The sequence below is a fragment of the Pedococcus bigeumensis genome (assembly GCF_039531795.1).
Taxonomy (GTDB): domain Bacteria; phylum Actinomycetota; class Actinomycetes; order Actinomycetales; family Dermatophilaceae; genus Pedococcus; species Pedococcus bigeumensis.
Window position 1 is genome coordinate 303,711 of sequence record NZ_BAAAQS010000005.1, and the last position, 26,894, is coordinate 330,604.

Below are 26,894 nucleotides of genomic sequence, written 5' to 3' on the forward strand. Positions count from 1 at the left end.
CGTGCCGCCGTGAGCACGGTGCACGTGGTCGTCCCCGACTCCGTCGCGGACCCGGCCCGCCCGAGCGGAGGCAACACCTACGACCGCCGGGTCTGCGCCGGTCTGCGGGACCTCGGCTGGGACGTGCGTCTGCACCTCCTCCCCGGGGACTGGCCACACCCGGACGCCGGATACCTCGACGGCCTCGCCGGCACCCTGGCGTCGCTGCCGCAGGGCTCGGTGGTCCTCGTCGACGGCCTGGTCGCCTCGGCGCACCCCGAAGTCCTGCTGCCGGCGGCCGGGCGGTTGCGGATCGTCGTGCTGGTGCACCTGCCGCTCGGCCACCCCCTGGCGGCCGAGGCCGCCGGCGGGCCGGCGGGCGCCCTCCCCTCGGGCACGGCCGACGGCGAGCGGGCGGTCCTGACCGCCGCGGCGGCAGTCCTGACCACGAGCGGGTGGACGGCCGACTGGCTCCGGGCCTCCTATGACCTGGCACCCCACGGGATCCGGGTGGCCCGGCCGGGGGCCGACCGGGCCCGGCCGGCGACCGGCTCCGCCGACGGCAGCGCGCTGCTCACCGTCGCCGCGGTGGTGCCGGCCAAGGGGCACGCCGAGCTGCTGGAGGCCCTCACCTCGTTGCCTGACCGCCCCTGGCGGCTCGTCTGCGCGGGCCCCCTCGACCGCGCGCCCGGACACGTGGCGCGGCTGCGCGCCAGGTGCAGGGACGCGGGGATCACCGACCGGGTGACGTTCACCGGCACCCTGGGCGGCGAGGCCCTCGACCGGGCGTATGCCGCGTCCGACCTCGTCGTCGTGCCGTCACGGATCGAGACCTACGGCCTCGTGGTGACCGAGGCGCTGGCGCGGGCCCTGCCCGTGGTGGCCGCGGCCGTCGGGGGCCTCGAGGAGGCGATGGGCGCCGCGCCGGGCGCAGACCAGCCGGGTCGGCTGGTGGACCCGGGGGCCGCACTGGCCGGCGCCCTTCGGTCCTGGCTCGACGACCCGACCGTGCGGGAGCGGTGGCGCAGCGCTGCCCGCGAGCGCAGCACGACCTCGGAGCCGTGGTCGGCGACCGCCCGCCGGGTGTCGGACCTGCTCGCCGAGGTGGCGCAGGTGAACCGCAGCCGCACGGCCTACGTAGGTGTTGGTGCAGGGCCAGACCCAGACGGAGGCCGACCCGACCCCGCACCCCGACCCGAGAGGCGCGCGCCATGACGCTGACCCGACGCGGCCGGCCGCGGCCGGTGGACTCGGTGGGCTGGGTGGACTCGGTGGACTCGGTGGACTCGGTGGACTCGGTGGCGACGGCAGCGCGCCGCGTGGCCCGGTCGCCGCTGGTTCGCCGGCTCGGCGGCGTGGCCGTCCTCGGCGTCCTGGTGTGGCGGCTGGGGGTCGACCAGTCGCTGCGCGCCGTCGGCGCCATCGACGCACGGGCGGTGGGCGCCGCGCTCGTCCTCACCGCGCTCACCACGGTCTGCTGTGCCTGGCGATGGAGCCTGGTGGCCACGGCCATCGGCGCGCGGGTGCCGCTGGGCGCAGCGGTCGCCGCCTGCTACCGCTCGCAGTTCCTCAACACCGCCACCCCGGGCGGTGTCCTCGGCGACGTGCACCGGGGGGTGCGGCACGGTCGTCGCACGGGTAGCGCGGGCCGGGGCCTGCGGTCCGTCGTCCTCGAGCGCGCCGCGGGTCAGGTCGTGCAGGCGACGATGGCGCTGGTGGTGCTGTCGGTCCTGCCCTCGCCGGTGCGGCCCGCCCCCGCGTGGCTGGGAGCCGCGGTCGTCGTCGGCCTGCTGCTCTGCCTGGGGGTCGCGTGGGTGAGGGCGCGACGACCCGCGGGACCTGCGCGGCGGATCCGGCCCTGGGCAGTCTGGGTGGCCGACGTCCGCCGTGGGCTCCTCGCCCGTCGCACCTGGCCGCTCGTGGCGGCAGCGTCGGCCCTGGCCGTCAGCGGTCACGTCCTCACCTTCCTCGTGGCGGCACGCACGGCCGGGTCGACCGCCTCGGCGACCCAGCTCGTGCCCCTGGCGTTCGTCGTGCTCGTCGCGATGGTCGTGCCGACGAACCTCGCTGGGTGGGGCCCGCGTGAGGGGGTCGCGGCATGGGGTTTCGGCGCTGCCGGGCTCGGCGCGGAGACGGGCCTGTCCACGGCGGTCGTCTACGGCGTGCTCGTCCTCGTCGCCAGCCTTCCCGGAGCCGTCGTGCTGGTGGTGGCGCACGGGCGAGCCCGTCGGCTGGCGGTCGGCGCTCGCCGCGCCGAGGAGGTCGCTCGTGCCTGACCGCCCCTACACCCTGCTCAGCTGCAGCATGTCGATGGACGGGTACCTCGACAGCGCCACCCCCGGTCGGTTGGAGCTCTCCAACGCAGCCGACTTCGACCGGGTGGACGGCGAGCGGGCCGGCTGCGACGCGATCCTCGTCGGCGCCGCGACGATCCGGAGCGACAACCCCCGCCTGCTGGTCCGGTCGGCGCAGCGCCGCGCCGACCGGGTGGCCCGGGGCTGCCCGCCGTCGCCGGTGAAGGTCACCGTGACGAACGGCGCCGACCTCGACCGCGACTCCGCGTTCTTCGCGCCGGACGGGGTCGACAAGCTCGTCTACTGCCACACCGTCTCGGTGGACGCCGCGCGAGCCCGTCTCGACGGCGCGGCCACCGTCGTCGACGCCGGGAGCCCGGTCACCCTGCGCTGGGTCGGTGAGGACCTGGCCCGGCGAGGGGTGGGACGGCTCATGGTGGAAGGAGGCGGATCGGTGCTCACCCAGCTGCTGGGCGAGGACCTCGTCGACGAGCTCCAGCTCGCGGTCGCGCCCCTCTTCGTGGGCGACTCCCGCGCCCGCCGGTTCGTGGGTGACGCCCGGTTCCCGTGGTCGCCCGGCCGCCGGGCAGACCTGGTGGAGGTGCGGCACATCGGCGACGTGGCCCTGCTGCGCTACGCCCTCTCCCCCCGCTTCGACGGGCGCCGGCCGGGAGGACGACATGGTGCCGGCTGACGCCACCATCCGCGCGCAGGTGTGCATCCCGCTCACCCTGGCCGACGGCCTCCGGACGACGGCACGCGCGTTCACCTTCGCCGGCCTGCTCGACGATCGCGAGCACCTCGCCCTGGGGCTGGGCGACTGGGCGCACCCACTGCCGACGGATCGTGCGCTCGGCCCGCCGCCGCTCACCCGGGTGCACAGCGAGTGCCTCACCGGTGACGTCCTGGGCAGCCGCCGCTGCGACTGCGGTCCGCAGCTCGACGAGGCCCTCCACCGCCTTGCCGAGCAGGGCGGCCTGTTGCTCTACCTGCGTCAGGAGGGACGCGGCATCGGCCTCTACTCCAAGCTCGACGCCTACGTGCTCCAGGACCAGGGGCTCGACACCTACGAGGCGAACCTCGCGCTCGGCTACGCGGAGGACTCGCGCGACTACACCGTCGCAGCCCAGATGCTCGGGGCGCTCGGTGTGACCCGCGTGGCGCTGCTCACCAACAACGCCGACAAGGTCGCGCAGCTCGAACGGCTCGGGGTCGACGTCGCCGAGCGGGTGCCGACCGGCGTGCACCGGTCCGACGCCAACGGCCGCTACCTGGCGACGAAGCTGCGCCGGCACCCGGAGTCGTTGCCACCCGGAGACCTGCTGCAGGGGTGAACCGCGGCGCCCCTGTGCGCTGGCAGACTGCGGGCATGTCTTCGTGGTCCATCCAGGCCCTGGGGTGGGCGGGCTCCGCCCTGCTCATCTTCTCCCTCCTCCAGCAGCGCGTGCTGCGCTTCCGGCTGCTCAACCTCACCGCGAGCTGCACGCTCATCGTGTTCAACGCAATGCTCCACGTGTGGCCGATGGTCGGGATGAACACCGTGACGGCCGGGATCAACATCTGGATGATCACCAAGCTGCTGCGGGAGCGCGGCGACGAGTCCGTCTACGAGGTCGTCGCCGTGGGGGCGGACGAGTCCTACCTCCAGCACTTCCTCAAGGTCCAGGGTGCCGACATCCGCCGCTTCTTCCCGCAGTTCGACGCAGGCGCCCTCGGCTCGGGTCGCAGCGCGTACCTCGTCGAGCGGGGCAACGAGACCGTCGGGGTCGTCGTGGTCCGCGACGCCGGGGACGGTGTGGCCCAGGTGGAGCTCGACTACGTGACCCCGCGCTTCCGCGACTTCTCCCCGGGCGAGTTCGTCTACCGGAGCAGCGGACTGTTCCGCGGCAAGGGGATCCGCCAGATCGTCACCCCACCCGGCATGGTCAACCCCTACTACGCCCGGCTGGGCTTCCGCGAGGAAGGCGACCACTGGGTCGCCGACCTCGCCTGAGCGCCGCCGGGTCTCAGGTCACCTCGGCCTGCGCCGGCTCGACCCGGTCGTGTGGCGCGCTGCGGCGCACCGTCAGGAACAACCGGTGGGCCGTGACCACGGCGGCCGCCCACCCGAGCCCGAGGGCCCACCCGGCCACGACATCGGTCAGCCAGTGGTGCCCGAGGAAGACGCGGGTCAGCCCCATCGAGAGCACGAAGGCCGCCCCCACCACGACCGCGGTGCTGCGCGCCCAGACCGACTCCAGCCGGCGCAGCAGCAGGTAGACGAGGACGGCGGTGATGACCGTCGCGTTGAGGGTGTGGCCGCTCGGGAAGCTCGGGGAGGTCTCGTAGGGCGGCACGGCGTCCGACAACGGCGGGCGGGCTCGCCCGATCAGCGCCTTGCCGGTCGTCGTCATGGCCAGCGAGCCGACCGCGGCGATCAGCACGAGCACCAACGGCGTGCGCGAGCGCCACCGCCAGACCATCAGGAGGGTCAGCGCGGTGGCCACGATCGGCATCCCCACCGGGCCCCCGACATCGGTGTAGAGCGTGACCGCGTGGTCGAGCCCGGGCGAGCGCCAGGCGATGGCCTGGTCCAGGACCGGCTGGTCGAGCCCGGCGATGCCGTCGGCCTCGGTCACCGCGTCGTAGACCTCGGCCGCCACGGCGGTGAGGGCGACCGCCACGGCGCCCCCGACGACGGCCGTCACGACGAGCACGAGGTGGGCGGCACTCCAGCGCGCCAGGTCGGCCGCGTGCCCGACCACCCAGCCCGCCAGCCGCCGCCCCACGGGGGAGCGCCAGTCGGTCAGGTCGCGGGACCCGATCCGTTCCTCGGCGGGGGTGTCGTCGCGCAGCATGGGCCCATCCTCGCAAAGCCGGCCCCGCGGCATACCCACTGGCCTGCGGCGACGCCGGTATGCCGCCGGGCCGGCGAGCGCGTGTGGCCCCGCCCCGGGCACCACGAAGGCCCGGTCGCGAACGACCGGGCCTCGATGGCTGAACTGGCGTGTGAACACCGCGGTGGTGGAGGTGGCGGGAATTGAACCCGCGTCCACTGACGGGAATCCAGGACTTCTCCGGGTGCAGTGCGCTGTGGATTTTCTCGGCCCCAGTGCTCGCACGCACACGTCCACTGACAGGCCCAGTCGAGTAAGAGTCCCGCGCAGTCCCCCGACATGACTACGCAGCAAGTTCTCTAGCTGACGCCAGACACTGAGTCGAGAACTAGCTCAGGCTGACGGACTTCGGAGCTCGCTCAGGCGGCGAGGGCGAAGTCGGTGCGCTTGGAATCGGCACCTATTGGTTTGCCCAGATCGTTAACGAGATAACCGGGCATCCTCGACCCGCTTCTCCTGAAATGCCGACCAATGTCGAAACCGATCACCCCCGTGCTCCTGCGAGTGCAGGGGTGTTCACACGTCCACTGTTCAGTTGGTGCTGCTCTCACAGCCTACCGGTCAACGCCGACGGGGCCGTCCGCATTTCCTCGGCCCGGCTGTCCAAGGTTTGTCCAATCCGGTTCGAGGGTGGTGTCGAACACCCTCTGCAGGGTCCGGACGCGTGGCCGGCGGTGACCGCGCACCCGGGACCACCACACCGCAGTGGAACTTGGAGGACAAGCATGATCGCTCGACGCTTCATGACAGCGGTGGCGGCCCTCGGCCTCGCCGGCACGGCCGCCTTCGTCAGCGCACCATCAGCCTCGGCCGACGGGTGGGACCAGTCCCCCACCGGCACGCGCAGCCTCGCTGCGGTGCTCGCGAGGGACGGGTCCGGCTTCGACCGCAACTGGAACGACTTCGACATCGTCGACAACGCGGTCACGGCGGTGCTGACCGCCAAGCCCGGGTCGCCGGTCGGGGTCCTGGCCGACGGGAAGGTCGCCCTCACGGCGTTCCTGCCCACCGACCGGGCCTTCCGCCACCTCGCCTCCGACCTCACCGGCAAGCACTACACGTCGGAGTCGGCGGTCTTCGCCGATGTCGCCTCGCTGGGCATCGACACCGTCGAGGCGGTGCTGCTCTACCACGTGGTCCCGGGGGCCACGATCACCTACCGGCAGGCCCTGGCTGCCGACGGCGCGACGCTCACCACGGCGTCCGGCGGCACCATCCAGGTCGACGTCGTCGGACGGTGCTTCGTGTCGCTGGTGGACAACGACCCGACCGACCGCAACCCCTTCGTGGTGCGGGCCAACCTCAACAAGGGCAACGCCCAGATCGCGCACGGGATCTCCGAGGTGCTGCGTCCGCTCGACCTCTGAGCGGAACAGCTGACCGGGCCGCGGGCGTCACACCAGGCTCCCGCGGCTCGGTCGACCCCGGTGACTCCTGCGTCGAGGTGCCCCTGCGAACCACCGGGGCGCGGTTCACGCGACGTCCTCACTGGTGGTGCGGCGGGCTGCCTACGCTCCGTGCGCCTCGAAGTCGTCCCTGGCGGCGACGATCCGGCCGACGTGCGCCTCGGCCCAGTCCGTGAGCACGGCGATCGGTCCCCCCAGCGAGACCCCGAGGTCGGTGAGGGTGTAGTCCACCCGCGGCGGCACCTGGGCGAACACCGTGCGGGTGAGGAGACCGTCGCGCTCCATCGCCCGCAGGGTCTGCGTGAGCACCTTGGGCGCGACCCCACCCACGCGCTGGCGCAGGGCGGTGAAGCGGAGCGGACCCTCCATGAGGGCACCGATCACCAGGACCGTCCACTTGTCACCGATCCGGTCGAGCACCACCCGGGTGGGGCAGTCGGGGTCGAAGGCGTTGCCTCGCTCCAGCACGTCGCGCTTAGTAACCATAAGGTACTTATAGCACGTTGAAGTGCTCAGTAACCAATAGTTACTGTCGGGCCAACACCCATTCCCCCGATGAGAGGCACCACCATGAGCCACGACAGCGCAGCCACGCACGACAGCTCCGCAGTCCCCACCCGTCCGCTGAAGATCGCGCTGTTCGGCGCCAGCGGCATGGTCGGGTCGCGGATCGCAGCCGAGGCCGTCTCGCGCGGTCACGAGGTCACCGGCTACACCCGGCGCGGCGGCCAGCTGCCGCCGGGCATCACGGCCGCCACCGGCGACCTGGCCGACGAGACGACGGTCAAGGAAGCCGCCACCACCCACGACGTGGTCCTCTCCGCGACCGGTCCGAGCCGCACCGGCGAGAGCCACCAGACGTGGCTCGACGCGGTGCAGAACCTCGTCGACCACGCGATCGGGGCGCGCGTCCTGTTCGTGGGCGGCGCCGGTTCGCTGCTCACGCCCGAGGGCACCCGCCTGCTCGACTCCCCCGGCTTCCCGCCGGAGTATGCCGCCGAGGCCAGCTCGGGCGCGGCCGCCCTCGACCTCTTCCTGGGCGCAGCCGAGGACCTGGACTGGACCTTCGTGTCGCCGGCCCCGGTGATCGCGCCCGGCGAGCGCACCGGGAGCTACCGGGTCGCCCTGGACTCCCCGGCCGGCGACTCGATCAGCGCCGAGGACTACGCGGTCGCCCTCGTGGACGAGCTGGAGCAGCCGCGCCACCGCCGCCGGCGCTTCACCGTAGCCAGCTGACGTCGACCCCGGCCGACCAGACGGCCCGTCCGCATCGCGGGCGGGCCGTCTCACGAGTCGGGACCTCACTAGGATCGGAGGCGCTGCCCGTCCCCGTGCTCCTCGAACTTCGCCGGCTCCCACCACCGCCCGGGAGCCGACCCCCCTGGAGGTCAAGTGTTCAGCAAGGTCCTCGTCGCGAACCGGGGTGAGATCGCGGTTCGCGCGTTCCGCGCCGCCACCGAGCTCAGCGCCAAGACGGTCGCGGTCTTCCCCTACGAGGACCGCAAGTCCGAGCACGTGCTGAAGGCCGACGAGGCCTACCGGATCGGCGAGGAGGGCCACCCGGTCCGGGCCTACCTCGACCCCGAGGCGATCGTGCGGACCGCCGTCGAGGCCGGGGCCGACGCGATCTACCCCGGCTACGGCTTCCTGTCCGAGAACCCCGATCTCGCCGAGGCCTGCGCCACCGCCGGGGTCACGTTCGTCGGGCCGCCCGCCTCGGTCCTGCACCTCACCGGCAACAAGGCCCGCGCCATCGCCGCGGCCAAGAAGGCCGGGCTCCCGACGTTGCAGAGCGCGGAACCCAGCACGGACATCGACACCCTCGTCGCGGCGGCCGAGGAGATCGGCTTCCCCATCTTCGCCAAGGCCGTCGCCGGCGGTGGCGGGCGTGGCATGCGGCGGGTCGAGCGCCGGGAGGACCTGCGCGAGGCGCTGGAGGCGTGCATGCGCGAGGCCGAGTCGGCGTTCGGCGACCCGACGGTCTTCCTCGAGCAGGCCGTGGTCAAGCCCCGCCACATCGAGGTGCAGATCCTCGCCGACGGCGAGGGCAACGTCATCCACCTGTTCGAGCGGGACTGCTCGGTGCAGCGGCGCCACCAGAAGGTCGTCGAGATCGCCCCGGCCCCCAACCTCGACCCCGAGCTGCGCGAGCGGATGTGCGCCCACGCCGTGGCGTTCGCCAAGGAGATCGGCTACGTCAACGCCGGGACCGTCGAGTTCCTGCTCTCCCCCGACGGCCGCTACGTGTTCATCGAGATGAACCCCCGCATCCAGGTCGAGCACACCGTGACGGAGGAGATCACCGACGTCGACCTGGTGAGCTCGCAGCTGCGGATCGCCAGCGGCGAGACCCTGGCCGACCTCGGGCTCTCGCAGGACACCCTCCAGATCCGCGGGGCCGCACTCCAGTGCCGGATCACCACCGAGGACCCGGCCAACGAGTTCCGCCCCGACACCGGCCGGATCACCACCTACCGTTCCGCGGGCGGGGCCGGGGTCCGGCTCGACGGCGGCACCGTGTTCGTGGGGGCCGAGATCGGCGCCCACTTCGACTCGATGCTGGTGAAGCTGACCTGTCGCGGCCGCGACTTCCCGACCGCCGTGCGTCGCGCCCGCCGGGCCCTCGCGGAGTTCCGGATCCGCGGCGTGTCGACCAACATCCCGTTCCTCCAGGCCCTGCTGGAGGAGCCCGACTTCCAGGCGGGACGGCTCTCGACGTCGTTCATCGACGAGCGCCCCGACCTGCGCACCGCACGGATCCCGGCCGACCGCGGGACCAAGCTGCTCACCTACCTCGCCGACGTCACGGTCAACCAACCGCACGGACCGGGCCGCACCCGGGTCTCGCCGCGCTCCAAGCTCCCGGCGATCGACCGGTCCACTCCCCCGCCGCCCGGCGCTCGCGACCGGCTGCTCCGCCTCGGCCCGCAGGCCTTCGCCGAGGAGCTGCGAGCGCAGGTCCCCGTGGCCGTCACCGAGACCACCTTCCGCGACGCCCACCAGTCGCTGCTGGCCACCCGCGTCCGCACCCGCGACCTGATGCACGTGGCTCCCCACGTCGCCCGGCTCACGCCGCAGCTGCTCTCGGTCGAGGCCTGGGGCGGTGCGACCTACGACGTCGCTCTCCGGTTCCTCGCGGAGGACCCGTGGGACCGCCTCGCCGCCCTGCGCGAGGCGATGCCGAACCTCCCGCTCCAGATGCTGCTGCGCGGGCGCAACACGGTGGGCTACACCCCCTACCCGACCGAGGTCACCGATGCCTTCGTCACCGAGGCGGCCAGCACGGGCATCGACATCTTCCGCATCTTCGACGCCCTCAACGACGTCGACCAGATGCGCCCGGCCATCGAGGCGGTGCGGGCCACCGGCACCGCGGTGGCGGAGGTCGCGCTCTGCTACACCGGCGACCTGACCAGCCCGGACGAGAAGCTCTACACCCTCGACTACTACCTCCACCTGGCCGAGCAGATCGCCGAGGCCGGGGCCCACGTCATCGCCATCAAGGACATGGCCGGGCTCCTGCGTGCCCCCGCGGCCCGCACCCTCGTCACGGCCCTGCGCGAGCGCTTCGACCAGCCGGTCCACCTGCACACCCACGACACCGCGGGTGGCCAGCTTGCCACCCTGCTGGCCGCGATCGAGGCCGGCGTGGATGCGGTCGACGTCGCGAGCGCGGCGATGGCGGGCACTACCTCGCAGCCGCCGATGTCGAGCCTGGTCGCGGCCACCGACGGCACCCCGCGGGCCACCGGGCTCGACCTCAGGGCGGTCAACGACCTCGAGCCCTACTGGGAGGCCGTGCGACAGCTGTACTTCCCGTTCGAGTCCGGGCTGCCCTCCCCCACCGGCCGCGTCTACACGCACGAGATCCCGGGCGGGCAGCTGTCCAACCTGCGCCAGCAGGCGATCGCCCTCGGGCTCGGCGACCACTTCGAGGCGGTCGAGGACATGTATGCCGCGGCCAACCGCATCCTCGGCAACATCGTCAAGGTGACCCCCAGCAGCAAGGTCGTCGGTGACCTCGCCCTGGCCCTGGTCGGGGCGAAGGCCGACCCGGCCGACTTCGAGGCCAACCCGACCAGGTACGACATCCCCGACTCGGTGATCGGCTTCCTGTCGGGCGAGCTGGGCGACCCGCCCGGCGGCTGGCCCGAGCCGTTCCGCACCAAGGCGCTCGAGGGTCGCACGCCCAAGCCGCGCGTGACCGAGCTGGCCGACGACGACCGCGAGGCGCTCAAGGCCGACCCGCGACACACCCTCAACCGGCTGCTCTTCCCGGGGCCGACGTCCGAGTTCGAGAAGTCCCGCGACGCCTACTCCGACCTGGCCGTCCTCGGCACCCGCGAGTTCCTCCACGGGCTGGAGGTCGGGTTCGAGCACGAGATCGACCTCGAGCCCGGCAAGCGCCTGCTGCTCGGCCTCCAGTCGGTGTCGGACGCCGACGACCGAGGCATGCGCACCGTGATGTTCACGATGGGTGGTCAGCTGCGACCGGTGCAGGTGCGCGACGAGCGGATCGCGGTCGACGTCAAGGCCGCCGAGAAGGCCGACCCGTCGGCCAAGGGCCAGGTCGCGGCGCCGTTCGCCGGGGTGGTCAGCCTCGCCGTCGAGGAGGGCGCCACCGTCGAGGCCGGCGCCGTCGTCGCCACCATCGAGGCGATGAAGATGGAGGCCAACATCACCGCTCCGGTGTCCGGGTCGGTGCAGCGCCTGGCCATCGGCTCGCAGCAGCAGGTCGAGGGCGGCGACCTCATCCTCGTGCTCGGCTAGTCGTCCGCACCCAGATTCACAGGTCCCCTGACCTGCGGAAATGTCCGTTTCGGGTTACGGTCGGAAGGCAGGCGGTCAAGAAGCGGCTGCTGTCGCGAAGCACGACCCATCCGTTCGCATCCGACAGAGGAGGACCCCCATGGGTTTCGATGACAAGCTCGACAACGCCAAGGACAAGGTGACCGGCGAGGCCAAGGAGGCCACCGGCAAGGTGACCGACAACGAGCGCCTCGAGGCCGAGGGCAAGACCGACCAGTCCGAGGCCGACCTCAAGCAGGCCGGCGAGAAGGTCAAGGACGCGTTCAAGAACTGAGTCCACCCCCGGGTATGCCGCGCGCGGACCTTCGCGCGCGGCATACCTGTGTGTGTGGGGGGTGGGACGGGGACCGGCCCGCGCCGTGCCGCGCGGGCCCCACGGGGTCTACCAGGAACCGCCCGAGCTGCCGCCCCCACCGCCGCCGGAGAAGCCGCCGCCACCGGAGAAGCCCGACCCGCCGGAGCTGCCGGGGGTGCTCGTGAACGTGCCGCCCGCGGTCGTTGCGAAGGAGTCCATGTCGCGGGCGATGCCGTCGTAGTCGAAGGCGCCCGAGCCGACGTACCAGAGCGGCGCCGCCATCGTGTGCCCGGCGGCCGCCGCCGCCTCGGCCACCTGTCGGAAGGTGGCCGCCCACTGCGAGGCCACCCCGAACACGATCGCGTAGGGGAGGTAGCGGCTGAAGATGTCCTGCGCCTCCTCCCACTTGATCTGGGTGGCCTCGGCCGTCACGAGGTACTGCTTGAAGCCCTCGGACTGGGCGAGCACGGCACTGCCCTCGGCGGTGCGGGCGGCCATCCGCCGGCCGAGGAATCCGACGATGAGCCCGGCCAGCACCAGACCGCCGAGCAGGATGAAGGCCGGCGGGACGGGCAGGCCGGCGCCGGCCCCGAGCTGGGACAGCGGACCGTTGAGCCAGGCGAAGAGCAGGAACGACCCCACGACCATGACCCCGCCGAGCGCCGTCCAGGTGGCGCGCTGCGACTCCGGCGAGCGGCGGAACCAGCCACGACGCACGACCTCGTCGTACATCAGCTGCTGGACCCGGCCCAGGGTCGGCTTGAAGTGGTTCTTCAGGCTGGAGAGGGTGCGGGTGGGGCCGCTCTCGAAGAGCCCGACGAGCAGGGCCTCCTCGTAGGGCAGCAGCGCCGTGCGGGACTGCTCGGCCGTGGGGGTGGTGCGGGTGAGCCGCCAGTCCTTCCCCTGCAGGAACCCCCCGTCCTCCTCGGCGATCGTGAGGTGACCTCGGGCGGCGAGGTCGATGATCGTCGCGGAGACGTCGATCGTGTTGGCCGTCTCGTCGATCACCGTGCCGACCAGGCCCGGCTGCACGCCGTCCGGAGGGGTGAAGCGCACCGCGACCGGGCCGCTGCGACCCCGCACCACCGGGACCTGCTCGCCGGTCACCGGGCTGAGCCCCGGGGTGAGCCCGGCGTACTGCTCGTCGCGCCCGCGGGTGTAGACGAGGGTCCCCATCAGGCCGGCCGCGAGCAGGGGCAGGGTGACCCCTGCCCCGGCGGCGAGGGCGCCCAGCGCCTTGGACGTCGTGGAGGTGACCACGACCCCGTTGTCGGACACCTGCCCCTCGTGCAGCACCGGTTCGAGTGGGCCGAACCCGTCGCGCGGCAGCGACGCCAGGATGGAGACACCCTGTCCGGCACCGGCCTTCGCCGCGCTGAACCGGGCGCTGGGGCCGGGCGTGGCCGTGCAGCGCTGGGTCGAGCCGAACTCCCCGATGAAGCACTCGGCCCGGTCGCTCGCCCCCGGGCCGGTCACGGTGGCGCTGACGTCCTCGTAGACGTTGTCGTCGGAGGCGTCGACGAGGTTGTAGTAGACCTCCGCGTGGTCGGTGAAGCCGTTCACGTACGAGCCCAGGTGGTAGCGCACGACATAGGTCTGCGTGCCGCTCACCGTCTCGTCGGCCCGGCCGACCCGGATCCGCACCGACGAGCCGTCGGTGGCGTCGGTGATCGACACGTCGGCCGGCGCCCCGGAGGGTGAGGTGGCCGTCACGTGGCTCAGGGGGTACTCGCGGAAGGTGTCCTCGCGGTCCTGGTAGCCGACCCGCACCGTGACGTAGCGCTCGATGCCGTGCCGCTCCTCGCCGTCCGGGAAGTGCCAGGTGATGTTCTCGGCGACATCGAGCGAGCCGTCCTCGTTGGCCCTGATGTCGACGTGGAACCGGGTGGCCAGGTCGTCCGGCGAGGCGGCCAGGGCGCTGGAGGCGCCGAGGACCAGCGCCGCGGAGGCGAACAGCACGGCCAGCCCTGCCCCGGCGGCATACCGGCGTCCGCCCCCACGCACGCGCATGCCCCTAGCGTCCCTCGCCCGAGGCGCGCCGCGCCTGGCTGAGCGCGCGCTGCGTGTCCCGGGTGTCCTGCCGCTCGCGCAGCGCGTGCCGCTTGTCGTACTGCTTCTTGCCCTTCGCGATCGCGATCTCGACCTTGGCCTTGCCGTCCTTGAAGTAGAGCTGCAAGGGCACGATCGTGTGGCCGCTCTCGGACGACTTCTTCATGATCTTGGCCAGCTCGGCCCGGTGCAGCAGCAGCTTGCGGCGGCGGCGCGGGGTGTGGTTGGTCCAGTTGCCGTTGACGTACTCGGGGATGTGCACGCCCTCGAGCCAGAGCTCGTCGCCCCGCCACGCGGCATACCCGTCGATGAGGGAGGCGCGCCCCATCCGCAGCGACTTCACCTCGGTGCCCATCAGGACGAGCCCGGCCTCGAAGGTGTCCTCGATGAGGTAGTCGTGGCGCGCCTTCTTGTTGCTCGCCACCACCTTGCGACCTTGTTCCTTGGCCACTGCCCGTCCACGTCCTCGTCTACGTCGTCCCAGCGGTCATCCGCTCCGCCGCCGGAGTCGACTACCGACCCCAGCGAGGCAACGCTACCTGCCCGACCGGGTCGGCCGGCCAGTCGGTTTCCGTGCGGCGCGCCGAAGGGGTACCCGCCCACCGGTCGCGGGCCTCAGAGCCAGCGCCGCGGGTCCCTCGGTATGCCGTCCTCGTAGGTCTCGAAGTGCAGGTGGCACCCGGTCGACGAGCCGGTGGTCCCGACGTAGCCGATGACCTGCCCGCGCGAGACGTTGCCGCCGCTCACGGCGTACCGCTCCATGTGGTTGTAGGTCGTCACGAGGTCGACGCCGCGGATGATGCCGTGGTCGATCATGATCCGGTTGCCGTAGCCGCCACCCCAGCCGCGCGAGATGATGTGGCCGGGTGCGGCGGCCCTGATCGGGGTGCCGCAGTCGGCGGCGAAGTCGCGCCCGGCGTGCAGGCGCCAGTAGTGCAGGATCGGGTGGAAGCGCATGCCGAACTCGGAGGAGATCCAGCCGTCGGACGGCCGCGAGAGGTAACCGCCGGACGAGGTGATCTGCGGCGGCACCGGCTTGTGGGCCTTGCGCAGGGCGGCAGCCCGGCGGGCGGCCGCGGCCTTGGCGGCCCTGGCTCGCGCGACGAGGACGCGCTGCAGCCTCGCCTGTTCCCTCTGGGCGGCGTCGAGCTTGGCCTTCTCGGCCCGCTTCTGCGCCTCGAGGGCCTTTGACTGGGCGGTCTGCTGAGCGGCGAGGGCGTCGAGCTTCTGCTTCGCGGCGGCCGCGGCGGCCCGTGCCTTCTGGGCCTTGGCGAGCGCGGCCTCGGCCTGCTTCTTGGCGGCCTCGACCTGCACCTTGAGCGCCTTGATGTGCGCTTCCTGGGCGGTCGCGGCGGCGCGGGCGGTGGCCAGCCGGGTGAGCGACTGGTTCTGCACGTCCATCACCGTGTCGTTCATCGCGATGCGGTTGGCGAAGTCGTCGGGCGTGGTCGCGCTCAGGGCCACGGACAGCTGGCCCATCCCCTGGTCCTGGTAGAGCTGGGCGGCGAAGCGGGCCACCCGCATGCGGGTCTCGGCCAGCTGGGCGCGGGTGGCCGCGAGCTCGTCGACCGCGCGGGCCTCGTTGGCGCGGGCGACGTCGAGCCGCACCGCCATCTCGTCGTTGTAGGCGTCGGCCTTGGACACGGCCGCGGAAGCCCGGTCGAGCGCCGCCTGGGCGCCGGGGAGCGCGGCCTGGGTACGGCGCAGGGCGACGTAGGCGTTCCGGAGGCTGGTCGAGGTGTCCGCGAGGTCGCCCTTGAGCGCCTCGATCTCCTTGTCGACCTGCTTCTTCGCCTTGCCCGGGTCCTTTGCGCCCGGCGCGCTCCCGACCGTGGAACCCAGGACGGGAGCAGCGGCCAGCGACGGCGTGGCGACCCCGACGGAGCAGGCGACCGCCAGCCCGAGAGCCAGGAGGCGGACGCGGTGGGAGCTGCGGCCGACACGGTCTAGGGCGCGAGGAGGGGGGATAGCGCTCATAGGCCTCATTGGTAACACACACCACACGCGTATCTGGGGATTGGCACCTGTGAAATGCCCGATCGGCCCACTTCTGCGCCGCTGCTGCCTGGTGCGGCGACGCCCGCTCAGACGCGCAGGTAGCGGCGCAGGGTGGCCCACGACGTGAGCACGGAGACCACGAGCATGAACCCGACCAGCCACGGCGCCACGAACCAGATGTCGTGGGCACCGACCAGCGGAGCGTCCTGCAGCACAGCGGACACCCGTGGGAGCAGCGAGTCGGCGGTCACCCACAGGCCGGCGATGGCCAGGCCGGTGCCGGTCAGGGCGGCCAGCACCGTCTCCATCACGAAGGGCAGCCGGATGGTGAAGTTCGAGGCACCGACCAGCTTCATGATCCCGGTCTCGCGCCGTCTGCTGAACGCGGCCTGGCGGATGGTGGTGGCCATCAGCAGGATCGAGCAGAGCACCATCAGCCCGGCGAGGAACAGCGAGCCGATGGTGACGACGTTCATGACCTTGAACAGCTTGTCGAGGGTCTTCTGCTGGTCCTGGACGCGGCCGACCCCCGGCGCCCCCTCGAACGCGCTCACCACGACGTCGTACTTCTTGGGGTCGGACAGCTGCACCCGGAAGTTCTGCGGGATGTCGCCGACCTGCAGGTAGTCCGACAGCGGCGAGTTGCGGTACTGCTCCTTGAACCGGTCGAAGGCCTGCTGCTCGGACTCGTAGTAGACGTTCTTGACCAGCGGCTTCATCTCGTCGAGCTGGGAGCGCAGGGCGTCACGCTGCTCGTCGGTGACCGCCTTGCCGTCACAGTTGACGTCGAGGGAGTCCTTGCCACACATGAAGATCGAGACCTGGATGCGGTCGTACCAGTACCCCTTGAGGGTGTCGACCTGTCCCTGGGCGAGGAACCCGATGCCCATGAGGTAGACCGACACCATCGTCACGAGCATCACCGAGATCGCGATGGACAGGTTGCGGCGCAAGCCGATCCAGATCTCGCTGAGCATGAACTGCACGCGCATCAGCGACCACTCCCGTAGACGCCCTTGTTCTCATCGCGGATGATGTGGCCGTTGCGCAGCTCGACGACGCGCTTGCGCAGCTGGTCGACGATGTCGTCGTCGTGGGTGGCCATCACGATCGTCGTGCCGGTGCGGTTGATCCGGTCGAGCAGGCGCACGATGTCGAGGCTGGTGGTGGGGTCGAGGTTGCCGGTCGGCTCGTCGCACAGCAGGATCGGCGGCTTGTTGACGAACGCCCGCGCGATGGCGACGCGCTGCTGCTCGCCACCGGACAGCTCGTGCGGGAGGCGCTTCTCCTTGCCCTCCAGGCCCACCATCTCGAGGGTCTCGGGGACGACCTGGCGGATGGCGTGGCCGGAGCGGCCGAGCACCTGGAGCGCGAACGCGACGTTCTGGTAGACGTTCTTGTTGGGCAGCAGGCGGAAGTCCTGGAAGACCGTGCCGATCTCGCGCCGCAGGCGCGGCACCTTGCGCGCCGGGAGGCTCCCGACCTCCTGGCCAGCGACCAGGACGGTCCCCTGCGTGACGCCCTCCTCCTTGAGGACCAGGCGCAGCAGGGTGGACTTTCCCGAGCCGGAGGCGCCCACGACGAAGACGAACTCACCGCGCTCGACCTCGAGGTTGATGTCGCTCAGCGCCGGTCGGGTCGACCGGGGATAGACCTTGCTGACGTTCTCGAAACGGATCATGCGCGCTGGGTGAGCCTCACGGGGAGATACGGACGGAACGGGACGGAGACGGCATACGTGTGCGGGTAGCGCACGCCCACCAGAGGATAGGTCGCCAACCTTGGTATGCCGTGCAGCCCCGCCTCCTCGGCGTTGCGGCGCGCGGCTCAGCCGTCGAGCTTCTGCTGCTCCTTGCGCCACCGGACGCCGGCCTCGATGAAGCCGTCGATGTCGCCGTCGAACACGGCCGAGGGGTTGCCCACCTCGTACTCGGTGCGCAGGTCCTTGACCATCTGGTACGGCTGCAGGACGTAGGAGCGCATCTGGTCGCCCCACGACGCCTTGACGTCGCCGGCCATCTCCTTGCGCTCGGCGGCCTCCTCGGCCTGGCGCTGGAGCAGGAGCCGGGACTGGAGCACGCGCAGGGCGGCGGCCCGGTTCTGGATCTGCGACTTCTCGTTCTGCATGGAGACGACGATCCCGGTGGGGATGTGCGTCATCCGGACCGCGGAGTCGGTGGTGTTGACGCTCTGGCCGCCGGGTCCGCTGGAGCGGAAGACGTCGACCTTGATCTCGTTCTCCGGGATCTCGATCGAGTCGGTCTGCTCGATCAGCGGGATGACCTCGACCGCCGCGAAGCTGGTCTGCCGGCGGCCCTGGTTGTCGAACGGGCTGATCCGCACGAGGCGGTGTGTGCCCGCCTCGACCGAGAGGTTGCCGAACGCGTAGGGCACGTCGATCTCGAAGGTCGCGGACTTGAGCCCGGCCTCCTCCGCGTAGGAGGTGTCCATCACCTGGGCCGGGTAGTTGTGGCGCTCGGCCCAGCGCAGGTACATGCGCATCAGCATCTCGGCGAAGTCGGCGGCGTCCACGCCACCCGCGCCCGCCCGGATGGTGATGACCGCGGCCCGCTCGTCATACTCCCCCGACAGCAGGGTGCGGACCTCGAGCTCGCCGACCGCCTTCTGGAGGGAGGCCAGCTCCTTCTCGGCCTCGGCCATCGTCTCGGCATCGCCGCCGTCCTCGGTGCCCATCTCGACGAGCGTCTCGAGGTCGTCGATCCGCTGGTCCATCCCCGTGACCCGCTCGTACTCGGAGTTCGCCCGGGAGAGGGCGGAGGTGACCTGCTGGGCGGCGTCGGGGTCGTCCCACAGGTCGGGGGCCGAGGCCTTGGCCTCGAGCTCGGTGATCTGCGCCTGGACCGAGGCCAGGTCGGTCACCTCCCGCACGGAGTCCATCGTGTTGCGCAGGTTCTTGATCTCTTGCTGGAAGTCAACGGCCACGAGACCCAACTCTATGGCACCGCACGCGCCGGCCCGACCTCCCCGGAGCCGGGCCGGGTGCCTGCGGCGGTGTGATGACCCGCCCCAGGCACCCGGCCGGCCTCAGACGACCAGGCCGAGGATGAGAACGAAGACCAGCCCGGACACGGACAGCAGCGTCTCCATCAGCGACCACGACTTGATGGTCTGGCCCACCGAGAGGCCGAAGTACTCCTTGACCAGCCAGAAACCGGCGTCGTTGACGTGGGAGAAGAACACCGAGCCGGCGCCGATCGCGAGGACCAGCAGCGACACCTCGGGGGTGCTCATGCCGGCGGCCAGGGGCGCGAGGATGCCCGACGCCGTGACCGTCGCGACGGTGGCGGAGCCGGTGGCGAGCCGGATCAGCACGGCCACGACCCACGCGAGGAGGAGCACGCTCACGCCACTGTCCTGCACCCAGTCGGCCACCAGCCCACCGATGCCGGTGTCGACCAACGTCTGCTTGAACCCGCCACCGGCGGCGACGATGAGCAGGATGCCCGCGATGGGCGGCAGCGACTTCTCGAGCGAGGTGGCCAGCTCCTTGGTGCCCATGCCGGCGCCGCGACCCAGGGTGAACATGCCCACGATGACCGCGATCAGCAGCGCGATGATCGGCGTCCCGAGGAAGTCGAGCACGGTGCGGACCGCGTTGCCGTCCTCGGTGAAGATGTCGGCGAGGGCCTTGCCCATCATCAGGACCACCGGGGTCAGGACGGCGAACAGGGTGACCGCGAAGGTGGGGCGCTCGGTCCTCAGCTCGTGCTCCTCGCCGGTGCCGAAGAGCTCGGGAGCGGGCACGTCGACCCAGCGTCCGGCGAACCGGGCGAAGAGCGGACCGGCGATCGCGATGGTCGGCAGGGCGACGAGCACCCCGAAGGCGAGGGTGATGCCGAGGTTGGCCTTGAGCGCGTCGATCGCCACGAGCGGGCCGGGGTGCGGCGGCACCAGGCCGTGCATCGCGGACAGGCCGGCCAGGGCGGGGATGCCGACCTTGACGATGGACAGCTGGGAGCGCCGGGCCACGAGGAAGATCACCGGCATCAACAGCACGAGGCCGATCTCGAAGAACATCGGCAGGCCGATCAGGGCACCGACGCCGGCCATCGCCCACGGCAGCGTGCGCGGCGACGATCGCCCGACGATGGTGTCGACGATCTCGTCGGCGCCACCGGAGTCGGCCAGCAGCTTGCCGAACATCGCGCCGAGTGCGATCAGCGTGCCGACCCCGGCCGCCGTGGAGCCGAAGCCCTTGGTGAAGCTGTCGATGGTGTCGGACATCGCCACCCCGGCCACCGCCCCGACCGTCAGCGACCCGAGGGTCAGGCCGAGGAAGGGGTGGAGCTTGAAGCGGGTGATGAGCACCACGATCACGGCGATGCCGAGCAGGGCGGCCGGGATCAGCCGGGCTGCCGGGATGTCGGGGAGCTCGGCCGCGTCGGCGGCGCCGAGGAGGGACGCGTGCAGGGGATGCAGCAGGGAGAGGACGTCGCTGGTCATGCGTGGTCACGCCTTTCGAGGGAGTGGGGAAGGGACGGGGAGCTGGGGCCGGCGGGCGCACCCACGCCGGCGGGCGAGGCGAGGCCCGCAGGCGAGGCGAGGCCGGGCGGCGAGGTCAGGCCGGACGGCGGAGTCAGGCCGGACGGCGGAGTCAGGCCGGACGGCGAGGTCAGGAGGGCGAGCGACTCGTCGACGAGCGTGTCGACCGGCTGGGCCACGTCGAGGCTGGCGCCGAGCTCGTCCGGCTCGAGCACCTCCAGGGTCGCGAACTGTGAGTCGATCAGGGCGGCGGGCATGAAGTGGCCCGGGCGACCGGCGACGCGGGCCGCGAGCACGTCGCGGTCGCCGTGCAGGTGCAGGTAGACCGCCTGCGGAGCCGCCGCGCTGAGCACGTCGCGGTAGCTGCGCTTGAGGGCGGAGCAGCTGGCGACACCCCCGGTGGCGCCGTGCTCGGCGAGCCAGCCGGCGATGGCCGCGAGCCACGGCCGGCGGTCGTCGTCGTCGAGCGGGACCCCGGCCGACATCTTGGCGATGTTGGCTTCGGGGTGGAAGTCGTCGGCGTCCGCGAAGGGGACGCGCAGGCGCTGGGCGAGGGCCGCGCCCACGGTCGTCTTGCCTGACCCGGACACCCCCATCATCACGACAAGGGGCGGTGCGGGGTGTTCCGGTGCTGCAGGCATGGGCTGACTCCTGTGTCGGCTCGGGCTCGTCATCGAGGACCTGTCGAACCAGAGTGACCCATCAGAGCGGCTTTATCAAGACCAAGAGACCAATAAATATTATTTAAAGCGCGACGCACGACTTCGCGACATGTCTGGCACGCTGGACCCATGACCGACCCCGTCGACGTCTCCCCCACTGGTCTCGAGCACGGTCACGAGCTGGGTCGGCAGCCGGGTCGCGAGCTGGATCGCGAGCACGGTCACGAGCTGGGTCTGCACGCGGGCGTGCTCGACCGCCTCGGCCAGGAGATCGTGTCGGGGACCCTGCCGGTCGACTCGGTGGTCCGGATCGACCAGCTCGACGAACGGTTCGGGGTCTCGCGTTCGGTCGTGCGGGAGGCGGTCCGGGTGCTGTCGTCGATGGGGCTCGTCGAGACCCGTCGTCGGCTGGGCGTCCGGGTGCTCCCCTCCGTGCAGTGGAACGTCTTCGACCCGAGGGTGATCCGCTGGCGCCTGGACGGGCCCGACCGCGAGGACCAGCTGGTCTCGCTCGGTGAGCTGCGCCGCGGGTTCGAGCCGGTGGCCGCCGAGCTGGCCGCCGATCGCGCCTCTCCCGACCAGTGCGGGGCGATGGCTGCGGCCGTCATGCAGATGACCGTCCACGCCAAGTCGGGCGACCTGGTCGCCTACCTCGAGGCCGACAAGGACTTCCACCGCACCATGCTCGAGGCCTCGGGCAACGAGATGCTGGCCGCGCTCTCGACCGTGGTGGCCGAGGTGCTCTCGGGGCGCACCCACCACGACCTCATGCCGAGCACCCCCAACCCCGCGGCCATCCGCCTGCACGGCGAGGTCGCGCAGGCGATCGGCTCGGGCGACGGGCCGGCCGCCAGTGCCGCCATGACCGCCATCATCGACGAGGCGAGCGCCGCCGTCCGCGGCACGAAGGGCTCGGGCGACCGGGGCTGACCCGCTCTCCCGCCCTCCCCCGGCCTCAGAGCTCGCAGGTGTTGACGAGGTCGCCGGTCGCGGGCCGGGCGCGCAGGCCGTCGGCCGGGGGCTGCAGCCCGTCCTCCACCCAGGCCGTGAGGTCGTCGAACGCCGTCCGCGCGCACGGGAGGAGCGGGCGCAACCGGTCGGGGAACGCGGCATACAGCCCGTCCGTGTGGGTGCCGTCGGCGACGCTGTAGTAGCGGTGCAGCGCACCGGACCCCGCGCGGTCGACCAGCCCGTCGTAGACGTCGGCGTCGGTCGCCGGCGGCAGGAGGGTGTCGAGCGTCCCCTGCACGGTGAGCATCGGCTTCCCGATCTTTCCGGTCAGCTGCACGGACGCCACCGCCTGCTTCACCGCGGCCGGGCGGGCGGCGTAGTCGTAGTCCGCGTCGCAGCTCGGGGTGCCGCCGGCGCAGAACGGGATCCCGGCCTTGAGGTCACCGTCGAAGGTCGGGTCGAGCTCCTCCCGGTAGATCCGCTGGGTGAGGTCCCAGTACACCGTCTCGTGGAAGGGCCAGAGGAACTCGGACCCGGGTGCGAAGCCGGCCCGGATGATCGCGTCGTGGGCCGCCTGGTCGCCCGTCGCGGCATAGGCGGGGTAGTTCTTGAGGGCGGCCGGCAGGTAGGTCAGCAGGTTCGGCCCGTCGGCGCGGAAGAGCGTGCCCTCCCAGTCGAGCCCGCCGTCGTAGAGGTCGGGGCGGGTCTCCAGCTGCCACCGCGTGAGGTAGCCGCCGTTGGAGATCCCGAACAGGTAGGTGCCCTGGGGCGCCCGGGACCGCACCTGCTTGACGACCCGCTTGGTCGCCACCGTCAGCTGGGTCACGCGCGCGTTCCACTCGGCGATCGAGCCGCCCGGCACCGAGCCGTCGTCGTAGAACGCCGCGCCGGTGTTGCCCTTGTCGGTGGACGCGAACGCGTAGCCCTTCGCGAGCACCCAGTCGCCGATGATGAAGTCGTTCGCGTACTGCCCCCGCACCCCCGGCGCGCCGCTCACGACGAGCCCGCCGTTCCAGTCGTCGGGGACCCGGATCACGAACTGGCTGTCGTGGTGCCAGCCGTGGTTGGCGTTCGTCGTCGAGGTGTCCGGGAAGTAGCCGTCCACCTGGATGCCCGGCACGCCACTGGGGTTCTTGGTGCCGGGTGCGTTCAGGCCCGCCCAGTCGTTGGGGTTGGTGTGTCCGCTGGCGACCGTGCCCGCGGTGGTGAGGTCGTCGAGGCAGGCGACCTCCTGCCGCTCGGCACCCGGCACGGCGACCTTCGACTGGCGCGCACAGTGGCCCCCGTGAGGCTTGTCGGCCGCGGCCGGCGTCGCGGCGGCGAGCGCACTCCCGAGGGCGAGCGTGAGCGTGGCGGCCAGGGCGAGGGTGCGGCGGCGTGACGTCGGTGTCAGTGGCATGCGGTCATGCAACTCCCCCCGCACCCACCCCTCAATGTGGGTGACCCACACAAAGCCGGTATGCCGCGTGTGCGCCACCCGCAGCCAGGGTCGGCACGGTCTGGGTACCTTGATCTCTACTAAGGGGCTAGGTAGAGTAACACCATGCCCCAAAGCTCGGAGCCCCGGATGACTCTTGCGACCCAGCTGGTGCTGAGCGCGCTGCTCGCCGACCCGGCTCGCGAGCTCTACGGTCTCGAGATCGGCGCCCGCGCGGGGTTGCCGAGCGGAACCATCCACCCCATCCTGGCCCGTCTCGAAGGGCTCGGCTGGGTGGAGTCGAGCTGGGAAGACATCGACCCCCGGGTCGAAGGCAGGCCTCAGCGCCGCTACTACCGGCTCTCGGCCAACGGCGCCGACAGCGCCCGCTCGGCCGTGGCTCGCGCCTATCGTGGTCGGACGGCGATTCGCCCAGATCCCTTGGGAGGCACGGCGTCATGACGACGCCCAGGCCCGTGGCCACGCCGTGGAAACCGGCGCAGCCCTGGCCGTCACGCCTGGTGCGCCTCGCGACGCGGGCCCTACCACCGGGCGAGGTCCGCGACCGCTACCGGCAGGAGTTCCTCGCCGAGCTGGCGGGCCTGCCAGGCCCTGACCAGACCCGCCATGCGGCGGGGATCCTGACCCATTCCCTGGCGCTGCGCTCGGCCGTCCGAGGCACCCGGGCCGGACCCATGGAGGATGCCATGACCGCACCGAGCAAGCCCCTGCTCTGCAGGACCAATGCCCACCACCACTGGGAGTGGGCATCCACCCCCGATGGTCAGCGCTACATCCGGTGCGCTCGCTGCCTCAAGGAGAAGGACTCCGGTGCCGGAGGACAGTGGACCGGGGGAGCCAGCATGGGCAGCTTCGGCCAGGGCGGCGGGTGACCGGCCGACCTCAGCCGCCGGCGCGCAGGACGTCGCGGGTGAGCTCGAGCTGGCCACGGTGCTGGGCGAGCTCCTCGTAGACGTGCAGGAGCACGCCGCCGCAGGTCGCGGCATACCAGTCCTGTCGTGGGCTGGTCGGGGCGGCCGGCGGGGCGGCCGGGTCGGTGCGCGCGACCCAGTCGCGCAACGACGCCCGCATCGCGTCGGTGTCGGCGGCCAGGGTGTCCACAGCCCCGGTCGCCGTGAACTCGGCGTCGCGGTCGCGGGGCACCACCTCGCCGAGGTTGACCGTCGACGCCCACCGCGCGGTGACGCCGAGACAGTGGGTCAGGATCGCGAACGGGCTGTTGGCGCCCGGCAGCGCCGGCCGCTGGTTGGCCAGGTCGTCGCCGAGGTCGACGACGATGTCACGCATCGCGACGAGCGCCTCGTCGCAGAAGCCCAGGAAGGTGTCCTTGTCGATCACGGCTGTCGGCCCCGCGTCGTCACAGCTGCCTCCACCGCACCATCACGGGTGACCGGTCTCGAGCAGCCGCCGGAAACCCGCCTCGTCGAGGATCGGGCGGCCCAGCTCGCGCGCCTTGTCCTCCTTGGTGCCGGCGTTCTCCCCGACCACGACGTAGTCGGTCTTGTTCGACACCGAGCCGGACGCCTTGCCGCCACGCGACAGGATCGCCTCCTTGGCCGAGTCGCGCGAGAACCCTTCGAGCGAGCCCGTGACGACGATCGTCAGGCCGGCCAGGGTCTGCTCGACGGACTCGTCACGCTCGTCGGCCATCACCACCCCGTCGGCCTTCCAGCGGGTGACGATCTCGTCGTGCCAGTCGACCGCGAACCACGCAGCCACGGCCTCGGCAATGACCCCGCCCACCCCCTCGACGCCGGCCAGCTCCTCGGGCCGCTCCTTGGCCGCCTCGCGGAGGGCGTCCATCGTGCGGAAGTGCTGGGCGAGGGCCCGGGCCGCGGTGGGTCCGACGTGACGGATGGACAGGGCCACGATGACTCGCCACAGCGGTTGGGCCTTGGCCTGCTCGAGGTTCTCGGAGAGCCGGATCCCGTTGGCGGACAACACCTTGCCGTCGACGATGGACTCTTCCGGGTCGGTCTTCTTGGCCGCGCGGGTGAACAGCGGCACCGTCGCCAGACGCGCGCGACCCGCCTCGCCGGCCAGGCCGAACAGCCCGCTCTCGTCCTCCAGGACACCCGACTCGAGGAGCGCCACGGACCCCTCCCAGCCCAGTGCCTCGATGTCGAACGCCCCCCGACCCGCCAGCCCGGCCAGCCGCTCCCTCAGCTGCGAGGGGCAGGTCCGGGAGTTGGGGCAGCGGATGTCCTTGTCGCCCTCCTTCTCGGGCGCCAACGGCGTGCCGCACGAGGGGCACTCGGTCGGCATGACGAACTCGCGCTCGGTGCCGTCGCGCAGGTCGACGACCGGGCCGAGGATCTCGGGGATGACGTCGCCGGCCTTGCGCAGCACGACCGTGTCACCGATCAGCACCCCCTTGCGGCGCACCTCGTCGGCATTGTGGAGGGTCGCCCGCTCGACGGTCGACCCCGCGACGACGACCGGCTCCATCACCCCGAACGGTGTCACCCGGCCGGTGCGCCCCACGTTGACCTGGATGTCGAGGAGCTTGGTGTTGACCTCCTCGGGCGGGTACTTGAAGGCGATCGCCCAGCGCGGCGCCCGCGAGGTCGAGCCCAGCCGACGCTGGATGGAGATCTCGTCGATCTTGATGACGATGCCGTCGAGCTCGTGCTCGACGCTGTGCCGCTCCTCGCCGTACTGGTCGATGAACTTCTGCACCCCCTCGATCGAGTCGAGGACCCGGTAGTGCGTCGAGATCGGCAGCCCCCACTCGCGGAACAGGTCGTAGGCCTCGGACTGCCTGGTCAGCTCGAAACCCTCACGCAGCCCGATGCCGTGCACCAGCATGCGCAGGCCGCGGCCCGCCGTGACGCGAGGGTCCTTCTGCCGCAACGACCCCGCGGCCGTGTTGCGAGGGTTCGCGTAGGGGGCCTTGCCGGCCTCGACCAGACTGGCGTTGAGGTCGCCGAACGCCTCGACCGGGAAGTAGACCTCCCCGCGGATCTCGACCCGCGCGGGGTGGTCGGACCCCGCGAGCTGGTGCGGGATGCCCTCGATGGTCTTGACGTTGTTGGTGACGTCCTCCCCCGTGCGACCGTCACCGCGGGTCAGCGCCCGGACCAGCCGGCCCTTCTCGTAGAGGAGGTTGACCGCGAGGCCGTCGATCTTGAGCTCGCACAGGTAGTGGTAGTCGGTGGAGCCGGCGTCGCGGGCGACCCGCGCGGCCCAGGCGGCCAGCTCCTCGGGCGAGAAGCAGTTGTCGAGCGACAGCATGCGCTCGAGGTGGTCGACCGCGGTGAAGTCGGTCGAGAACACCGCGCCGCCCACCTGCTGGGTCGGGCTCTCGGGCGTGCGCAGCTCGGGGAACTCCTCCTCGAGCTCGTTGAGCCGCCGGATCAGCAGGTCGTAGTCGCCGTCGCTGATCGTCGGCGCGTCCTTCACGTGGTAGGCGAACTGGGCCGCGGTCGCCTTCTCGGCGAGGTCGACCCACTCGTGCCGGGCTGCCTCGGGTGCCGGGCTGGGGTGGGGGCTGGAGGTGGGGCCCGGGGTGGGGCTCGAGGCGTCGCCGGCAGCGGCCCGGGATGCGGTCTTCACGTCGTTCTCGCTCACGGCGCCCATCCTGCCGCACACCCCTGACGCCGTGCTCCGGCACGCGGCATCCCCGAACCCGTAG

25 protein-coding genes and 1 other RNA gene are annotated in these 26,894 nt (G+C 71.8%); 12 read left to right on the forward strand and 14 right to left on the reverse strand.

Translation table 11 applies throughout. The features are described from left to right. The first annotated feature begins 9 nt into the window (after window positions 1-9). Genes ABD262_RS17180 through ABD262_RS17200 form a run of 5 tightly spaced genes read left to right on the forward strand, consistent with a single transcriptional unit; the run spans window position 10 to window position 4,266 of the window. Entirely contained in the window at window positions 10-1,194 is a 1,185-nt protein-coding gene (locus ABD262_RS17180) for a glycosyltransferase family 4 protein (RefSeq protein ID WP_344138840.1), read from the forward strand. Next, a complete protein-coding gene (locus ABD262_RS17185) occupies window positions 1,191-2,255 on the forward strand; it encodes a lysylphosphatidylglycerol synthase transmembrane domain-containing protein (RefSeq protein WP_344138842.1) in 1,065 nt (354 codons plus the stop codon). The genes ABD262_RS17180 and ABD262_RS17185 overlap by 4 nt, the downstream gene beginning before the upstream one ends. After that, window positions 2,248-2,967 carry a RibD family protein gene (locus ABD262_RS17190; RefSeq protein ID WP_344138844.1) on the forward strand — a complete coding sequence of 240 codons (720 nt, stop codon included), beginning with the start codon at window positions 2,248-2,250 and terminating at the stop codon, window positions 2,965-2,967. Before ABD262_RS17185 ends, ABD262_RS17190 begins: the two co-directional genes overlap by 8 nt. Beyond that, the gene (locus tag ABD262_RS17195; protein WP_344138846.1) at window positions 2,954-3,607 is read left to right on the forward strand and encodes a GTP cyclohydrolase II; all 654 of its coding nucleotides are present in this window, start codon (window positions 2,954-2,956) and stop codon (window positions 3,605-3,607) included. Before ABD262_RS17190 ends, ABD262_RS17195 begins: the two co-directional genes overlap by 14 nt. 35 nt (window positions 3,608-3,642) lie before the next feature. Next, entirely contained in the window at window positions 3,643-4,266 is a 624-nt protein-coding gene (locus tag ABD262_RS17200) for a hypothetical protein (protein ID WP_344138848.1), read from the forward strand. A gap of 13 nt (window positions 4,267-4,279) precedes the next feature. On the opposite strand, the gene ABD262_RS17205 is transcribed toward ABD262_RS17200, so the two are convergent. Together ABD262_RS17205 and ssrA are read right to left on the reverse strand one after the other, a co-directional pair. Then, window positions 4,280-5,110, reverse strand: a complete 831-nt coding sequence (locus ABD262_RS17205) for a phosphatase PAP2 family protein (RefSeq protein WP_344138850.1) — start codon at window positions 5,108-5,110, stop codon at window positions 4,280-4,282. A 164-nt stretch (window positions 5,111-5,274) separates the two neighbouring features. Beyond that, window positions 5,275-5,641, reverse strand: a transfer-messenger RNA (tmRNA) gene (gene ssrA / locus ABD262_RS17210). A 233-nt stretch (window positions 5,642-5,874) separates the two neighbouring features. Between ssrA and ABD262_RS17215 the strand changes: the two genes are divergently transcribed. After that, a complete protein-coding gene (locus ABD262_RS17215) occupies window positions 5,875-6,516 on the forward strand; it encodes a fasciclin domain-containing protein (RefSeq protein ID WP_344138852.1) in 642 nt (213 codons plus the stop codon). Between the two features lie 141 nt (window positions 6,517-6,657). Here ABD262_RS17215 and ABD262_RS17220 read toward each other — a convergent pair whose 3' ends face one another. Next, window positions 6,658-7,041, reverse strand: a complete 384-nt coding sequence (locus ABD262_RS17220; protein WP_344138854.1) for a winged helix-turn-helix transcriptional regulator — start codon at window positions 7,039-7,041, stop codon at window positions 6,658-6,660. 84 nt (window positions 7,042-7,125) lie between these two features. On the opposite strand from ABD262_RS17220, the gene ABD262_RS17225 reads away from it, so the two are divergent. The 3 genes from ABD262_RS17225 (at window position 7,126) to ABD262_RS17235 (ending at window position 11,638) form a co-directional block, all read left to right on the forward strand. After that, window positions 7,126-7,791 (forward strand): NAD(P)-dependent oxidoreductase, encoded by a 666-nt coding sequence (locus ABD262_RS17225; RefSeq protein ID WP_344138856.1) that lies wholly within the window; start codon window positions 7,126-7,128, stop codon window positions 7,789-7,791. A 156-nt stretch (window positions 7,792-7,947) separates the two neighbouring features. Continuing rightward, the gene (locus tag ABD262_RS17230; RefSeq protein ID WP_344138858.1) at window positions 7,948-11,325 is read left to right on the forward strand and encodes a pyruvate carboxylase; all 3,378 of its coding nucleotides are present in this window, start codon (window positions 7,948-7,950) and stop codon (window positions 11,323-11,325) included. Between the two features lie 139 nt (window positions 11,326-11,464). Continuing rightward, window positions 11,465-11,638: a CsbD family protein gene (locus ABD262_RS17235; RefSeq protein WP_344138860.1), complete on the forward strand. Its 174-nt coding sequence runs from the start codon at window positions 11,465-11,467 to the stop codon at window positions 11,636-11,638. Window positions 11,639-11,746: 108 nt separating this feature from the next. Here ABD262_RS17235 and ABD262_RS17240 read toward each other — a convergent pair whose 3' ends face one another. The 8 genes from ABD262_RS17240 to ABD262_RS17275 all read right to left on the reverse strand — a co-directional run bounded on the left by ABD262_RS17240 (window position 11,747) and on the right by ABD262_RS17275 (window position 20,850). Next, entirely contained in the window at window positions 11,747-13,669 is a 1,923-nt protein-coding gene (locus ABD262_RS17240) for a DUF2207 domain-containing protein (protein ID WP_344138862.1), read from the reverse strand. Window positions 13,670-13,673: 4 nt separating this feature from the next. Continuing rightward, window positions 13,674-14,159 (reverse strand): SsrA-binding protein SmpB, encoded by a 486-nt coding sequence (gene smpB, locus ABD262_RS17245; RefSeq protein WP_344138864.1) that lies wholly within the window; start codon window positions 14,157-14,159, stop codon window positions 13,674-13,676. Between the two features lie 164 nt (window positions 14,160-14,323). Next, the gene (locus ABD262_RS17250) at window positions 14,324-15,685 is read right to left on the reverse strand and encodes a peptidoglycan DD-metalloendopeptidase family protein (RefSeq protein WP_344138866.1); all 1,362 of its coding nucleotides are present in this window, start codon (window positions 15,683-15,685) and stop codon (window positions 14,324-14,326) included. Window positions 15,686-15,792: 107 nt separating this feature from the next. Next, window positions 15,793-16,698, reverse strand: a complete 906-nt coding sequence (gene ftsX, locus ABD262_RS17255; RefSeq protein WP_344138868.1) for a permease-like cell division protein FtsX — start codon at window positions 16,696-16,698, stop codon at window positions 15,793-15,795. Then, on the reverse strand, window positions 16,698-17,387 hold the full coding sequence (ftsE, locus tag ABD262_RS17260; RefSeq protein WP_344138870.1) for a cell division ATP-binding protein FtsE: 690 nt from the start codon (window positions 17,385-17,387) through the stop codon (window positions 16,698-16,700). Before ftsE ends, ftsX begins: the two co-directional genes overlap by 1 nt. A 146-nt stretch (window positions 17,388-17,533) precedes the next feature. Next, window positions 17,534-18,649 carry a peptide chain release factor 2 gene (prfB, locus tag ABD262_RS17265; RefSeq protein WP_344138872.1) on the reverse strand — a complete coding sequence of 372 codons (1,116 nt, stop codon included), beginning with the start codon at window positions 18,647-18,649 and terminating at the stop codon, window positions 17,534-17,536. Between the two features lie 102 nt (window positions 18,650-18,751). Beyond that, window positions 18,752-20,170, reverse strand: coding sequence for a GntP family permease (locus ABD262_RS17270; protein ID WP_344138874.1), 1,419 nt, complete (start codon window positions 20,168-20,170; stop codon window positions 18,752-18,754). Further along, window positions 20,167-20,850: a gluconokinase gene (locus ABD262_RS17275; protein ID WP_344138876.1), complete on the reverse strand. Its 684-nt coding sequence runs from the start codon at window positions 20,848-20,850 to the stop codon at window positions 20,167-20,169. The genes ABD262_RS17270 and ABD262_RS17275 overlap by 4 nt, the downstream gene beginning before the upstream one ends. Window positions 20,851-21,000: 150 nt before the next feature. On the opposite strand from ABD262_RS17275, the gene ABD262_RS17280 reads away from it, so the two are divergent. After that, window positions 21,001-21,801 carry a FadR/GntR family transcriptional regulator gene (locus tag ABD262_RS17280; RefSeq protein ID WP_344138878.1) on the forward strand — a complete coding sequence of 267 codons (801 nt, stop codon included), beginning with the start codon at window positions 21,001-21,003 and terminating at the stop codon, window positions 21,799-21,801. 25 nt (window positions 21,802-21,826) lie between these two features. Here ABD262_RS17280 and ABD262_RS17285 read toward each other — a convergent pair whose 3' ends face one another. Next, window positions 21,827-23,221 (reverse strand): 3-hydroxybutyrate oligomer hydrolase family protein, encoded by a 1,395-nt coding sequence (locus ABD262_RS17285; protein ID WP_344138880.1) that lies wholly within the window; start codon window positions 23,219-23,221, stop codon window positions 21,827-21,829. A gap of 168 nt (window positions 23,222-23,389) precedes the next feature. Here ABD262_RS17285 and ABD262_RS17290 point away from each other — a divergent pair, with 168 nt between their 5' ends. Both ABD262_RS17290 and ABD262_RS17295 read left to right on the forward strand, forming a co-directional pair. Next, entirely contained in the window at window positions 23,390-23,701 is a 312-nt protein-coding gene (locus tag ABD262_RS17290; protein ID WP_344138882.1) for a PadR family transcriptional regulator, read from the forward strand. After that, complete coding sequence (locus ABD262_RS17295; RefSeq protein ID WP_344138884.1) at window positions 23,698-24,132, forward strand: hypothetical protein; 435 nt, start codon at window positions 23,698-23,700, stop codon at window positions 24,130-24,132. Before ABD262_RS17290 ends, ABD262_RS17295 begins: the two co-directional genes overlap by 4 nt. 10 nt (window positions 24,133-24,142) lie before the next feature. Here ABD262_RS17295 and ABD262_RS17300 read toward each other — a convergent pair whose 3' ends face one another. Together ABD262_RS17300 and ligA are read right to left on the reverse strand one after the other, a co-directional pair. Beyond that, entirely contained in the window at window positions 24,143-24,598 is a 456-nt protein-coding gene (locus tag ABD262_RS17300) for a mycothiol transferase (protein WP_344138886.1), read from the reverse strand. A 42-nt stretch (window positions 24,599-24,640) separates the two neighbouring features. After that, window positions 24,641-26,830 carry an NAD-dependent DNA ligase LigA gene (gene ligA, locus ABD262_RS17305; protein WP_344138888.1) on the reverse strand — a complete coding sequence of 730 codons (2,190 nt, stop codon included), beginning with the start codon at window positions 26,828-26,830 and terminating at the stop codon, window positions 24,641-24,643. Window positions 26,831-26,894 lie beyond the last annotated feature (64 nt).